Source organism: Eubacterium sp. 14-2 (genome assembly GCF_000403845.2).
In the GTDB taxonomy this organism is placed as follows: Bacteria; Bacillota; Clostridia; order Lachnospirales; family Lachnospiraceae; genus Petralouisia.
Genome location: NZ_KE159567.1, coordinates 440,843 through 454,744, shown reverse-complemented (window position 1 = coordinate 454,744; position 13,902 = coordinate 440,843). Strand labels below are relative to the sequence as shown.

At 45.0% G+C, this 13,902-nt stretch carries 12 protein-coding genes; all 12 read right to left on the bottom strand.

Annotated features, from left to right (window positions below; genetic code table 11):
- Nucleotides 1–9 precede the first annotated feature (9 nt).
- A complete protein-coding gene (locus tag C805_RS09270) occupies nt 10–1,059 on the bottom strand; it encodes a Stealth CR1 domain-containing protein (RefSeq protein WP_022750907.1) in 1,050 nt (349 codons plus the stop codon).
- Nucleotides 992–2,206, bottom strand: a complete 1,215-nt coding sequence (locus C805_RS09265; protein WP_016213565.1) for a hypothetical protein — start codon at nt 2,204–2,206, stop codon at nt 992–994. The genes C805_RS09270 and C805_RS09265 overlap by 68 nt, the downstream gene beginning before the upstream one ends.
- 12 nt (nt 2,207–2,218) lie before the next feature.
- On the bottom strand, nt 2,219–3,817 hold the full coding sequence (locus tag C805_RS09260) for an MBOAT family O-acyltransferase (RefSeq protein ID WP_016213564.1): 1,599 nt from the start codon (nt 3,815–3,817) through the stop codon (nt 2,219–2,221).
- A 63-nt stretch (nt 3,818–3,880) separates the two neighbouring features.
- On the bottom strand, nt 3,881–4,114 hold the full coding sequence (locus C805_RS09255) for an acyl carrier protein (RefSeq protein ID WP_016213563.1): 234 nt from the start codon (nt 4,112–4,114) through the stop codon (nt 3,881–3,883).
- Nucleotides 4,111–4,971 (bottom strand): formyltransferase family protein, encoded by an 861-nt coding sequence (locus C805_RS25040; RefSeq protein WP_016213562.1) that lies wholly within the window; start codon nt 4,969–4,971, stop codon nt 4,111–4,113. The genes C805_RS09255 and C805_RS25040 overlap by 4 nt, the downstream gene beginning before the upstream one ends.
- 29 nt (nt 4,972–5,000) lie before the next feature.
- Nucleotides 5,001–6,515, bottom strand: coding sequence for an amino acid adenylation domain-containing protein (locus C805_RS09250; RefSeq protein ID WP_016213561.1), 1,515 nt, complete (start codon nt 6,513–6,515; stop codon nt 5,001–5,003).
- A gap of 27 nt (nt 6,516–6,542) precedes the next feature.
- The gene (locus C805_RS09245) at nt 6,543–7,295 is read right to left on the bottom strand and encodes an ABC transporter ATP-binding protein (protein WP_016213560.1); all 753 of its coding nucleotides are present in this window, start codon (nt 7,293–7,295) and stop codon (nt 6,543–6,545) included.
- Between the two features lies 1 nt (nt 7,296).
- Nucleotides 7,297–8,079: an ABC transporter permease gene (locus C805_RS09240; RefSeq protein ID WP_016213559.1), complete on the bottom strand. Its 783-nt coding sequence runs from the start codon at nt 8,077–8,079 to the stop codon at nt 7,297–7,299.
- A gap of 22 nt (nt 8,080–8,101) precedes the next feature.
- Nucleotides 8,102–9,301, bottom strand: coding sequence for a CDP-glycerol glycerophosphotransferase family protein (locus C805_RS09235; RefSeq protein WP_016213558.1), 1,200 nt, complete (start codon nt 9,299–9,301; stop codon nt 8,102–8,104).
- Between the two features lie 160 nt (nt 9,302–9,461).
- Nucleotides 9,462–10,250 (bottom strand): glycosyltransferase family 2 protein, encoded by a 789-nt coding sequence (locus C805_RS09230; protein WP_016213557.1) that lies wholly within the window; start codon nt 10,248–10,250, stop codon nt 9,462–9,464.
- Nucleotides 10,251–10,277: 27 nt separating this feature from the next.
- On the bottom strand, nt 10,278–11,645 hold the full coding sequence (locus C805_RS09225; RefSeq protein ID WP_016213556.1) for an exopolysaccharide biosynthesis polyprenyl glycosylphosphotransferase: 1,368 nt from the start codon (nt 11,643–11,645) through the stop codon (nt 10,278–10,280).
- A gap of 42 nt (nt 11,646–11,687) precedes the next feature.
- The gene (locus tag C805_RS26265) at nt 11,688–13,847 is read right to left on the bottom strand and encodes a class I SAM-dependent methyltransferase (RefSeq protein WP_016213555.1); all 2,160 of its coding nucleotides are present in this window, start codon (nt 13,845–13,847) and stop codon (nt 11,688–11,690) included.
- Between the last annotated feature and the right edge of the window lie 55 nt (nt 13,848–13,902).

The window sequence follows — 13,902 nt, the reverse complement described above, 5'->3', positions numbered from 1 at the left end:
TCTCTTCTCCTATAGCTCAAAACCGGATTTTTCCGGCAGCAGCTTCTGAAATGCCTCCTGCACTTCCCGTTTCTTCTTCTCAAAGTCTTCCGTATAAATAGTATCGTTGATGCAAATCAGTTTATATCTGCCTTCCCGCACCGAATCCACAGCCAGATCATAATTTCGTTCTTTGATATGGAAGCATCGGCCGATTTTCATGGAACGGGGAATAAAGTTTCCGCTGGCAAGCTGCCAGAACTTAATCAGCCACTGGTTGACATTTGACTTGGTGCGGAATTTATCCATACAGGTAGCCCGAAGGGTCTCCTCTTCCAGCCCCCATACCTCTTTGTAGGTACTCTTCAGAAAATTACTGGGAAGGTGACTGTAATAAAATCCCGGAAACCAGGGCCAGATCATCAGCATGGTAGTGCGGACCAGGCTTTTCCATCCATTGATGGGATGATACCATTTCATGAAATTCTTTTTGAAACATTCTTTTTTATCAAAGTGAATATTAATCAGCTCCAGATCATTCCCGTTAAAAAATCCGGCGCTTTTCTTCCCGAAATAAATGCAGTTTAATGCAAATACATCACAGGGCACCCCGTTTTTGAAAAAGTCCTCCGGTTTCACGTGGTCTGTGATAAACATATCATCATTGAAATAGACAAATTGTTCTGCCAGCCCTTTGATTCTGTGAAGATTCATTTCAATGGTATTGGCATTAAAAGTAGGCAGAAATTCCTCCGGAATGTAATCTTTATGATTCACAATATGGAGTTTTGGGTGGTTCACATTCAGCCAGGGAGGCAGATGACCCCAGGTGACAAAATGGATTTTGTTGACCCAGGGCGCAAATTTTTCCACACCCCGGAACCAGTACTGGAGATTATCCCAGCTCCGGTAACGGATGATGGTACTGTCGCCCTTATCATTGCTTTCGTCGTATTTATTCTTTTCTTTCTGCCATTCCGGATCGTTGCCGTCCACCCAGATAAGCACAAAATCAATTTTCCTGCGCTTCGCCGGTCTCTTTGTCGTCTTCGCTGTCTTCGTCCTCTTCGTCTCCTTCATCAGAACCTCCTTCCTGCTCCGGATACACATAGGTATACTTGTTCACCCAGCCATCTTCATAAAAAGCCACAAAGTTCTCATAGGCCATGTCCCATTCCTGGTAGCCTTCCTGTCCCCGCTTATCCGGAAAATGGTATGTGTCGTTCAGATATTTTGAAAAATATTCTGTAAATTTCACCGCTCCTCTGGAATTCAGATGGTGCCGGTTATACAGATCTTCAGAAAAGTTGATACCGATTTCCTCATACATCTCTTCCGTATTATAATTGATGACTTTTGCTCCCTGTTCCTCCAGATAAGCAAGGGCTGCATTTATTTCCGGCTGTTCCTTCTTGCTGAGCTGGGTGGGAGATGCAATAAACAAGATCTCCAGATTCGTCTCTTTCCCGTATTGCAGAATCTCATCCAGAATACCTGTCTGAAGTTCGTTCAGGTCTGCCTGTTCCGTAACCACATACGTGGGATTCACTTCTTCTACCGTAAAGGGAGTATTTTCAAAATCATAAACCCCTTTCATGGTACTTTCAATGGTATCGGTACCCACAAAATCAATTTTCCGAAGGCCCGACTCCCATCTGGAATGATATTTCACAAAAGGAACATGCATGGCCACTGCATCCAGGGGCTCCGGTACCTCTTCTTTATTTTTTTCCAGTTTTTCAAGCACTTCTTCGTTACTGTAATATGCTTTGTGGAACTGAATGCCTTTATTCACAGCCTCCCACTGGTTAGCGGAAAACTTCATACAGTCCGTCACCCTTCGGATTCTGACCTCGTCAGGTCTCAGAGAATTCATTTTGATTCCCCGGACGTCCACCACAGCCAGTTTGATGTCCTGTGTCTTACGCACTTCCGTTAATACATTTGTGGTAAGATACAGAGGCTGCACATCGGTATTCATGGCATACACTGTCATACCGTAATTTTTCCAGGCCAGAGGCGCAATCCATTCCCGGTCCACACAGCTTGTTCCCACCATCACGCAGTCCCAGGTATTTTCCGGCTCTCCGTAAAACTCATTATAACGTTTTTTGATACCAAGGGTATCACCCTCTGCCGGAATCTGAAAGATACCCAGAAGGGGAAAGAAAAGAATGCCCAGAATCAGCAGAAATAATACAATTTTTAATCCCTGTTTCTTTGTCATACCGTGTTCTCCTTAAAACTGCTGATAGATAAATTCGCTGGCGGAATAGCCGCCTCCGTAATAGCCGAATACCAGCAGCGTAAGCACTGCTCCCAGATAAATAACCCAGCGGAAACAGATATGCTGTTCTGCAATTTTTTCTCTGATGTGCATACCCCGCTCCTGCATGATTCCAACTACCAGCAATACAAGAATTGAAATAAAAATCACATTATAATCCTTATAGGACAGGCCGAAATTCAGAAAACCATCATTGAAAAACACCCACGGATTGGGAAAAGCCAGGGCACGTACAAACATGTCAATGGCTTTCATGCATGTTTTTCCTCTGGAAAAGAAACGGCCAAAGCTGCACAGTACAAAGGTCCGGAACATCTGGAAAAATTTCCACCCGGCAGATTCCGTGTCAATGTTAAATTTCTGAGCCATTTTCTGATACACAGGCTCCAGAAGAATACTCGACACAATAATGACTCCGTTCCAGATTCCGTAAGCCACATATTTCCAGCTGGAACCATGCCAGACGCCCACCAGTAAAAACACAATAAACATGGACAGAAACGTGGGCAGTTTCTTTCCGATATAATTGCCGAAAATCTTTCTGGTCCGTTTACCCAGATTCGCAAAATTTTTGGACAGGGACAGGGGATAAAATACATAGTCCCGCATCCAGGAACCCAGTGTAATATGCCATCTGCGCCAGAATTCCTCCACCGATTTTGCAAAATACGGACGCTCAAAGTTCAGGGCAAGCTCGATCCCCAGCACCTGGGAAATTCCCCTGGCAATATCCATGCCCCCGGAAAAATCTGCATACACCTGCAGTCCGTATCCGGCTGCGGCAAAGAACAGAATAAATCCTTCATGGGGCGCCGGGTCATCAAAAATAAAATTCACCGCAACAGCCAGCCGGTCTGCCAGAATCAGTTTCTTCATATATCCCCAGAGAATAAGCTGAAACCCCTGAGTCACTCTGGTGTAATCAAACTTATGGGGTTCATACAGCTGGCTGGCCAGATGGTCATATCTGGCAATGGGCCCCTGTATTATCTGAGGAAAAAATGACATAAACAGGGAAAACTTCAGGAAATTCCTGTCAGGCTGATATTTTCCCCGATACAAATCCACAATATAGGCAATGGACTGCAGGGTATAAAAAGAAATTCCCAGCGGCAGCAGCAGATTCAGCAGCGGCACTTTTTCTGCAACCTCAAACTGCGAAAGCACAAGATTAATATTTTTGGCAATAAAATTAAAATATTTCAGAAAAATCAGGATACCCAGATTTACGATTACGGTTCCTGCCACAATCCGCTTTTTGCGCAGTGATATCCGGTTTTTATACTGCTTTTTCTCATCTCTGGACAGCTCTGTCTTATGTTCTTTCAGATACTGCGAGGACTCCTGATTGATATCCCCCAGCTTCCTGCCGCTTACAAAGGTCACCGCTGTGGTAAAAATGAGGAAAATCATCAGTTTTATCCCGGAAAATGCATAGAAAACATAGCTGCCTGCCAGCAGCACCATCCATTTATACTTATCCGGTACAAGAAAGTAAAGACAAATCAGTATAAGGATAAATATCATAAATGTAACTGAAATAAAATCCATCTTTCATTTCCCTTCAAATCAGTGGTTTTCTTACTGTTCACTCCCTGAACAGCACCAATGTTTCTAGCCTTCCTCCTGCAGCTTTTCAAGTAATTCCATCATGGCCTGAACTGTATTGAAATTCACCGGCTCTAAATCCATCACGTTGATCTCCACATCAAACTCGGAATTCAGCTCAGATACCAGGGAAACAATATCAAAGGAATCCAGAATTCCATCGTCAATTAATTTTGTTTCTTTTTCAAATTCCACGTCCGGTCTCAAATCATTTAAAATCTCCAGTAATTTCTCTTTCATTTGTTATTTTCCTCCATTTTTTTCATCTTTTTCAGTGTAATCAATTTTCCGTCTTTCCGGATGCAAAGCTCCCGCTTTGTCTCATCGTATCTGGTTTCCTCCGGTCCTTCCTCCTCGGAAATTTTCCAGGCTTTCCATACATGGACGCCTTCCGGCAGTCTGACTCTGGGTTTTCCAAATACATTTATTACTCCATAATCCATGGCACGCAGAAACCGGCTGATCTGTTCCGGGTTCCAGGACAAATCCAGCCATCCGTCATTGGGAATGTCTTTTGCAAGGTGCGGCTTTCCGGTTCCTGTCCCCTGGGAATCATCAGCCTTATGCTCTTTAAAATCTCCCTGCAGCAATTCCTCCAGCCCTTCCAGGGCCGCTTCATTCAGCTTCGACAAAAGTTTTAATGAAGTCATACGGCTGTCAATTTCCACTTCTTTCTGAAGATAAACAGCTCCTGTGTCAATTCCGGCGTCTACTTTGTGCCAGGTAATTCCGGCTTTCTCATCTCCCTCATAAATAGCCCAGGCTTCCGCATTTCTGCCGCGATGGGCAGGAAGCAGCGCATGGTGAAGGTTTACCACCAGAAGGCAGGGATTCTCAAGGACTTCTTCCGGAAACAGCCAGGGATTCATTACGGATAATACCAGGGTTTTTTCTGTCTCCTGTTTCAGCATGTCCATCAGCTCTGATTTTTCAGAAACCTGATGACAGGGAAACTCTGTTTCTCCTTTTCCAAAACCGTTCTGATTACAGAAATATAACTCAATTTTCTCTGCCCGGCCGCTTTTTTTCAGCATGTCTGCTGCCTGATACAAAAGTCCGGTTCCCCCTGCAATGATTCCCTTCTGATAAATTTCCATCTTTTCCATTCCTTCCCTTACCGTTTCACTTACAGTTTTTCCTTCAACAGGGTACGGTCAATTTTGGCATTTTTATTCAATGGGAGCTTTTCAAAATATTCCAGCCGGTTGGGAAACATGTATTTCGGCAGAGACTGTCCCAGGCTTTTCAGAAGTTCTCTGTCACATTTTTCCGCCGCCTGATAAAACAGGACAATCTTTTCCTGCTTCTCATCGTAAATACAGCAGGCAGCCTCCACAAAGGGCAGCGCATTGATGGCCACCTCAATTTCTCCCAGCTCAATCCGATGGCCCATATGTTTAATCTGGTAATCTTTTCTGGAAATAAACATCAGATTTCCGTCTTCTGCATACCGCCCCAGGTCTCCGGTACAGTAAATCAGCTCCGGATAATCTGAATTCAGAGGATTCTGGATAAAGGCGTCGGCTGTTTTCTCTTTATTGTTATAATATCCCAGTGCCAGGGATGTGCCCCGCACACAGATTTCTCCCGGCTCTCCCGTCGGAACCTCTGCCTTCCTCTCATCATCCAGCAGAAGAATTTCCGTATTCTCAAATGCAATGCCGATGGGCAGCACTTCCTCATCCCGGAAACTTCTGTCTACCTTGTAATAAGTACAGTTGCAGGTGATTTCCGTGGGCCCGTACAGGTTCACATACATTACTTCTTTCAGATAGTTTCTCCAGTAATTCAATACTTTATTAGACATAATTTCCCCGGAAAACATTACTGTTCTCAGGTATTGGGGCAGCATCTGGGAAAATACGTTCAGATTTTCAATAATCCGCAGTGCGGAAGTCGCCCATATTACGGTGTTGATTTTATGACGGTTCAGTGCGTCAATAAGTTTTCCCGGCATGGAAAACATCACTTTGGGCAGCACATACATGGTACCTCCGTTTTTGATGGTGGAGTAAATGTCTTTTACTGACACATCAAAGTCGAAGGGGGCCTGATTTCCCATAATAATGGTGTCGTCAAAGCCAAATTCTTTCTGAAAATTATCAATCAGATCTATGACGGAACGGTGCCCTACCAGCACTCCTTTCGGCACTCCGGTGGATCCTGAGGTGAAAATCGCATACAGGGGATCCGTATCAATTTCCCTGCGGGATATGTCATTCAGCACTTCCTCCTGCACCGGGGTTTCTTTCAGTTCTTCCAGAGCCAGAACCGGCCCTTTAAATTCCACCCTGTCCATGATCTTCCGGGTGCTTTCCGTGGTAATCACTGCAACAGGTTTTAAGGTATCAAAAATCAGCTCAATTCTTTTTGCGGGCATCTGACAGTCCACCGGAACGTAAAAATTCCCACTGTAGATTACGCCGAAAAATCCAATCAGGCTCCTGATGTTTCTTTCTATAAACACTACCACCGGTTTCCGCCGGGCTGTCTGTGATGCTTTTGCCAGCCCTGTGGCCACTGCTCTCGCTTCCTTCCGAAAATCCCGATAGGTGATTTCCTCTGCCTCGTCTGCAAATACAATTTTATCCGGAAATTTCTCTGCGGAGTTTTCCAGATATTCCAGTACACTTTTCTGCATGTTTCCGCCGCCTTTCCCATTCAAAGTTTATGACATGAATTCTTCATAAGCCTCCAGCACTTCACCGGGGCTTCCCTGCATCTTTATCTTTCCTTCATGAAGCCATAAAATACTGTTGCACAGCTTATTCAGGGTATCATTGTTATGGGACACGATAATTACCGTCCGGTCCTCATTGGTGATAAGCTGCTGCATTTTCTTATAACTTTTTTTCTTGAATTTGGAATCTCCCACACTCAGCACTTCATCTATGAGAATCACTTCCGTCTCCAGAATGGCTGTAATGGAAAATGCCAGTTTGGAATACATACCGCTGGAGTATGTTTTCACCGGCCGGTTGATAAAATCTCCCAGTTCCGAAAATTCTATAATTTCTTCTATCTTACTGTCTATCTCGTCTTCCGAAAATCCCAGCAGCATACCAGAGAGATATATATTTTCCCGGCCGGTAAGTTTCTTCTGAAAACCTACGCCGATGGACAGAAGGGACACGGAATGTCCATGGAGGTCAATACTTCCCTCATCCGGTGAAAACACCCCCGCAATGGCCCGCAGCAGGGTGGATTTCCCGCTTCCGTTCTTTCCCACGATTCCCATAATTTCTCCTTTGGGAACCTGGAAGGAAATGCCCCGCACTGCCTCAAAAATCTCGATTTTACTTTTTTTGAGGCTCAAAAGGCTCTTTCGGATTGACATTTTATTCAGACAGCGATAACGGATTTTTAAATCTTTTACGTCAATTACAATATTATTCTCATTACTGTTCCTGCTGTTTTCCATATTAAATCACCTTCACATAACTGTTCTCGTATTTATATATGATTCTTATTCCGATGGCAGATACCAGACAACTGGCCAGAAACCAGAACAGCAGCAGCTTCCGGTGGGGCGTCTCGCAGTACAGCATGGATGCCCGCAGGTCGTCTAAAAACAGGGCCATGGGATTCAGTTTCAGCAAAAGAGAACCGTAAGGCTCTTTCACCCGGTTGCTGATGGAATAAAAAATTCCGGACATATAAAATACCAGCTTTAACAACACATTGATTACATTGGACAGGTCCTCTACAAACACTCCGAAATGCAGCATAATGGTGCTGGCGCCGAAGGTAAACATAATCAGGGTGATAAATATGGGTATAATATAGAGAATATTCAGGCTGAGGGGCACCCGGTAAACAAACATCATAATCACAACCAGGACAAAGGAAACAGCCATTTTAAAGCCATTGGCATACATTTTTACAAAAATCAGAATATGCTTGGGCAGATATACCTTGGACACAATGGAGCTGTTGGAACTCACCAGCTTCACACTCTGTTTGACCGTTTTTTCAAAAAACTTCCAGCTGGACAGGCCGATAAATACAAATACCGGAAAATAAGGCTCTGATGTCCGGAATACAATCACAGATATAAAGGTATACACCATCATAAAGAGCAGGGGGTCTAAAATCCACCACAGCCAGCTCAGATGGGAATTGGCAATTTCTGATTTCAGCTCCGACTTTGCGGAATAAACACTGTATTTGTAATGCTTCTTAAAATCTTCAATAAATCTTTTCATCTCTCACCTCTGCACCCCGGCTTTACAGTTTCCTGATGGCCTGGTAATTCCTCTCACAGTTTCCGGCGTCAAAAGTCTCGTAAAACTCCTCCGCACGCCTTCGGTATGATTCCTCCATTCTGAAATCTTCCTCCAGAATTTTCTCCATTTCCTGAAACAGAAGTTCCGGCGTCCTGCAGACTTTGCCGAACCCATCTTTTTCATAACTGAAGTATCCTTCCGGGTAATGTCCCTTCCGGTACATCTCATAATCAAACTGGAAATAGAGCAGGGGTTTCTTCATATAGGCAAAATCCATGGCAATACTGGAATAATCCGTAATCAGAAGACCAGATTCCTTTAGCAGTTCCTGTACATCGTACTCCGGCCACTTCGCCACTCTGATTTTCGGATGCTCCGGATAAAAATACGCTGCATATTTCTGCATTTCCCTGTGGGGATAAAAAACTAATTCTGCATTAAATTTTTCAAGCATTTCCCGGAGTACAGGGCTGTTCAGAAAACCATTCCAGTTCTTATAATATTCCGTACTGGTGAAATCATCCACGTTTTCATACTGATAGGACTTCGAGGTGGTAATTCCGATCCAGTTTCTCCAGGTTGGCATCACCAGAATCTGCCGCTTTCCCTCACTGGTATCTCTCAGATTGTCAAACCGGCAGAAGCCCAGTTTCCGTACCCATCCCTTTGGATACCCAAACCGGCTTTTCACATATTGATATTCCCGCTCCACGGCACAGACAAACAGACGCATTCTGGTATGTTTATAATACAGAAACTCCATATCATCCTTGGTGATTCCGTGCTGCAGAAAAATTCTGGTATTCTTATAAAACCCGTAAACCTCCAGAAAGTAGCAGACTGCCGCATTGGGCTTTCCGCTCTTCTGGGAACTGATATTTTTTTCTGCCGATAAGTAATATATCCAGTGGGTAAAACTGCCAAACTGTATGACTTTTCCCAGTCTGGCCACCCTTCGATAATCCGGAGAACGCCTGTTGATAGCATAGACCACCGGCTGCTCCGGATGGTGTTTCACGATATGGCGAAACAGCCAGTACCCGTTATCTCTGGCCTCATTTTCACTGTCGCAGATCAGCCACATGTGTCTGTGGAATCTCCGAAATACCAGTGAAACCGGCAATGCCAGCAGAAATAAAAGGATATGCCGCAGGTCTTTCCATTTCACTCTCTGCATTTTCTGCCATAAAGTCTGTTCCATTTTTCTCCTTTCACATTATACATGCCCGTTTTCAAATATGCAATACTTTTATGAAATGAAGAATGCGGCCTCAATCCTGCTTATTCCCTGCCCGAATCATACCTGTTTTCGAAATTACACGCCTGTTATTGTAGCGGGTAAATGTGATGGAAGTTTGAGATTACACTCTTCTTTTTATCGCGTTTAAAATATAGTGACTGAAATAATAGCTGCTTTTTATCAGGGACAGATGTTCGCATTCCCGATACATTTTCCAGGTTCCCCAGGCTGCATCCAGCTTGTTGGAAGACCTGCTGCCCGGATATCTCCGGTAAACAGACAGAGGTTCGTCAATTCCATAAGCCACATACCCATGCCGCAGAATTTTCCACCAGGTGGCCGTATCCTCTCCTCTGGCATTCAGAGGCATGGTCAGCACATCCGTGGGAATCTGATTCCGGTCAAACATAACGGTTATAGTGGAAATTGTGGTGCGCTTCAACGCCCCTTTATAGTCAATCTTTTTGGGAACATGAACCACTTTTCCATTCCGCACTCCATCCGGGCCTGCAAATTCATAACCGGTAAAACAGAATGCACAGCCGGTCTTTTTCATAAACCGAAGCTGCTTTTCCAGTTTGTCCCGGTCACACAGATCATCTGCGTCCATATAGGCCAGATACCGGCCGCAGGCTTTTGCAATTCCCTGATTCCTGGTAAAGGCAGGCCCCATGTTCTGTTTATTCCGGTACAGATGCATCCGGCTGTCCCTGGCCTGATGGGATTCAATAATCTGAACGCTTCTGTCCTTTGAACAGTCATCCACAAAAATAATTTCCCAGTCCGGACAGGTCTGCGCCAGAATACACTGAATGGTTTCTTCTATATATTTTTCTGAATTATAAACAGGAATTACGATACTGATTCGGTCATCCTTCCATTCTTTTTCCGTACGCTCCATGTTCGCCATGTGTTATCTCCATGTGTTCTTTCTGTTTCAGTTCTGCCTCCGAATGGCTGTTTTCTGCTTTTTGTCAATTCCTTCCGTATTTTCCTTCTGGAAAATAATCTTAAAGGTCATCAGCATCAGTTTGATGTCCAGCCAGAAGGAATAATTCTCGATATATGTTAAATCCAGTTTTAACTTATCATAAGGAGTAGTGTTGTATTTTCCGTAAATCTGGGCATACCCCGTAAGTCCCGCTTTGACTTTCAGGCGGAAACTGAACTCCGGTATCACCGTCTCATACTCTTTCGCAATAATTTCCCGCTCAGGTCTGGGACCTACAAAAGACATTTCCCCTTTCAGAATATTGAAAATCTGAGGCAGTTCATCAAAATGAGTTCTGCGGATGATTCTGCCCACCGGCGTAATCCTGTCATCGTCTTTCCTTGCAAGCTGCGCTCCTTCCCGCTCGGAATCCATCCGCATACTGCGGAACTTGATAATCCGAAATACTTCTCCGTCTCTGGTCAGCCGCTCCTGTGTGTAAAATACCGGGCCTCTGTCGTATAATTTGATACTCAGGCCAATCAGAAGCAGCACAGGTGAGGAAATCACAATGGCAATCAGCGACAGAACAATATCCATGGCCCGCTTTACAAACCGCTGTTCAATGGGCAGCCCCCGGTTTCTGGACAGCATCAGGGGCGAGTCAAAGAGATGAATCTGCTCCGTACCCGTGAGAATAATGTCTGAAATCTTCGGCGTAATATAGGTCCGTTTGTTCTGATCAAAGCAGAATTTCAGAATGGGATTGCGCATACTGGTGGGCAAATCACAGAGCACCACCGCCTCATATTCCAGAATTCTCAGATAGAGCTCCTCATATCCCAGATACACGCTGGCTGTGGCACATACATTGTACTTGTCTTTCCGGGCATTGATTTTATCAATCAGTTCCTGGGGAGAATGCTCTCCGTAAATCACAATCATTTTTCTGGGCGGATAAAGCCTGGTGTAAATAAATCGCACCAGATATACGCCCGGCAGTATAACCATCAGCTCCGTCCCGGTCAGCATCAGCATGGGATGGGCCGGCATATAGTCGTTTGCCACCAGACATACCTGCAGATAGCCAATCACATTGGCGCAGAAAATGGAAAGTATCTGGGACAGGCAGATATCGGTAATCCGCAGATAACCGATGCGGTATCCCCCAAAGGTTCTGGTAAAAAAATACAGAATCAGCATGTAGATCCCGATTACCGCCCAGTTTCCCCTGTGCCAGGGCCGGTTGGCTTTCTCCAGCATGGGATAATAAATCTCATACCACAGATATCCAAACATAACCGCTTCCAGAGCCAGCATTATGCAGTTTGCCGCCAGATTCAATAAATGCTTGTACTGTTCTCGTCTTCTCATACCTTTATCCTTTTGCAGTTTACTCTGTTACAGATTCTCTCTTTAAGGTTCCTGCCCTCTGAGCAGACCCCGTACTTTCTTTTTCATCCTTCCCCTGGTGTTCAGTCTGTCCATAAGCATCCATGCCGTTTCCTCCTCCAGAACACTGATACGCCAGGAAATTTTTATTCTTCTGTTTCCCGCAGGGATTTCTTCTATTATAATCTTTGGGTCAGAATTGTCAAATAAATAACAGTTTTTTTCCATTTCAAACCCGGTAGTGGTGTATTTTACCGGTACCGCTTCTCCCTGGGTACCACCCCAGGACAGCGCCACATCTTTTAAAATACAGGGACTCAGGGCCGGGTCAATCCAGACGCCGGATACTCCCTGGGGAATCATAATTTCAGCTGTAATCTCCTGCTGATATCCCTGGTCCACAAAAAAAGACTGCTCCTCAAAAAATCCCTGTCCGTAATCCAGGTACACCTGAATTCTCCTTTTATCGGTCTCAGCCAGAATTTCTCCCAGAGGAAGCGCCTGCTTTCCCATCATGCGGTACAGCTCTCCTGCCGGAACATAATCTTTTCTGATGTATGCCTGGAAATTCTGCTCCATTATTTTGTACTGTTCTTCTCTGTCTCCCGAAATTCCAAATTTTTCACGGAAAGTTAAGTTTTCTTTTAATTTTTTTCTCCCCGCCGCTCCTTCCGTATAATAATGGAATGCGCGCCAGAGAACATAGCCCGCCGGAACCGGAAAGAAAAAGGTCCATTCATAATCCAGCACATGCCAGGTCCCGTCTTCTTGAAGAAGCAGATTGGAAAAAATCAGGTCCACATCTGCCACAGGAAAGGCCGGTTCCGGTTCCGGGAAAGATACCTGGCCAAATACCTGCTGAAATTCCGGCGTTATCTGAAACTCCTGTGTGGGCGTGCCGGCCAGTATTCTGTCAAAGGCTGCTTCCATCCACTCCCAGACCTGCTGTTCTCCCTGTTCCAGCAGCCTGTCCAGTTTTTCCTCCAGGGTAGTCCCCTTCAGATATTCGAAAAATATCCGGTCCTTTTCCAGTCTGCATCGGTTGGGCCGCAGCATATCTTTCTCTTCCCAGAGCTTCCTTAGTTCTTTTTCTGCCTCTGCCACAGACCGGATATGTTCCTGTCCCGCAGGATATTCTGCTGTTTTATACAGAAAAGGTTCTCCCTGAGCATCTTTTCCAATGCAGGTTCGGATGGCAAACTCCGGCGCCCGTTCCGTAGAATATTTCGTATAAATTACCTGTTCCTGCCCGGATGTACTGTGCTCCGGAGATTTTGTTATTTCCACAAAAAATGAATTGGCATACAGTGGAAACAGCCCGTCTTCCAGAAGCTGGTCAAATACCTTTCCTTCATCCATCAGCACCAGACGGTTTCGGTCAAAATTGCAGATATTCCGGTTCAGCTCTCCTGTCCTGGGCAGATATTCATCGGAATAAATCACCGTGGGAAATTTATAATCCGGACAGGGATAATAAAACCGGTAATTTTCATATCCGCATTCTTCCATAATCCGAATCAGTTCTGGTCTGGAAAAAGTGCGGACTCCTCCGGTATTGTGATAGCCTTCCAGCCCTTCAAAAAAAGTTCCGGTATGGTCTTCCCGGCATCCTGCCCAGTATTTCAGCCCCAGCTTATTTTCAATGGCAATCAGCAGTTTTCCGCCGGGCCTGATATGGTTCATCACCGTGGTCAGAAACTTATGATAGGGTTTTTCCCCTTCCATGTAACCTCTGCCATATTCAAATACGCCAATCAGCGTTGCATAGTCAAAATCCTGTTCCAGTTCTTTTTCAATATCCTGAAAGTTCCCCACACAGATCCTGATATTGTCCTGGTTCTGATGGCGCACTCCATTGATGGTACTTCGTTTCATGGACAAATCCACACAGGTCACCAAAGAAGACGAAGCTGAGACAGCTCCCGTGACAGCACCGCAGCCGGAGCCGATTTCCAGCAGCTTCGCCCCCTGTTCAAAGGGATACCAGCTCAGAATGTTGCCCCTCTCATGGGCCAGATGGTACAGTACCGCCCAGTCCTGCTCTCTGGCAATCACCTGATTATATTCTTTTTCCGGATACTTCCTGGCCAGTTCCAGAATCCGGTCTTCCACAGCCCCGTCACTGTATAAATCCTCTCCCGGATAACAGGCGGTATCCAGCAGAACTTTTCCGATTTTTTCCATAGTATCCTCCGTTCCGGTATTTTATCTGTCAGCGTATGCCTTCTCTCTGATTTTT

Bases quoted from the DNA above. Each gene is read 5' to 3' on its own strand.
- C805_RS09270 (WP_022750907.1), bottom strand. From the start codon at position 1,059: ATGAAGGAGACGAAGAGGACGAAGACAGCGAAGACGACAAAGAGACCG.
- C805_RS09265 (WP_016213565.1), bottom strand. From the start codon at position 2,206: ATGACAAAGAAACAGGGATTAAAAATTGTATTATTTCTGCTGATTCTG.
- C805_RS09260 (WP_016213564.1), bottom strand. From the start codon at position 3,817: ATGGATTTTATTTCAGTTACATTTATGATATTTATCCTTATACTGATT.
- C805_RS09255 (WP_016213563.1), bottom strand. From the start codon at position 4,114: ATGAAAGAGAAATTACTGGAGATTTTAAATGATTTGAGACCGGACGTG.
- C805_RS25040 (WP_016213562.1), bottom strand. From the start codon at position 4,971: ATGGAAATTTATCAGAAGGGAATCATTGCAGGGGGAACCGGACTTTTG.
- C805_RS09250 (WP_016213561.1), bottom strand. From the start codon at position 6,515: ATGCAGAAAAGTGTACTGGAATATCTGGAAAACTCCGCAGAGAAATTT.
- C805_RS09245 (WP_016213560.1), bottom strand. From the start codon at position 7,295: ATGGAAAACAGCAGGAACAGTAATGAGAATAATATTGTAATTGACGTA.
- C805_RS09240 (WP_016213559.1), bottom strand. From the start codon at position 8,079: ATGAAAAGATTTATTGAAGATTTTAAGAAGCATTACAAATACAGTGTT.
- C805_RS09235 (WP_016213558.1), bottom strand. From the start codon at position 9,301: ATGGAACAGACTTTATGGCAGAAAATGCAGAGAGTGAAATGGAAAGAC.
- C805_RS09230 (WP_016213557.1), bottom strand. From the start codon at position 10,250: ATGGCGAACATGGAGCGTACGGAAAAAGAATGGAAGGATGACCGAATC.
- C805_RS09225 (WP_016213556.1), bottom strand. From the start codon at position 11,645: ATGAGAAGACGAGAACAGTACAAGCATTTATTGAATCTGGCGGCAAAC.
- C805_RS26265 (WP_016213555.1), bottom strand. From the start codon at position 13,847: ATGGAAAAAATCGGAAAAGTTCTGCTGGATACCGCCTGTTATCCGGGA.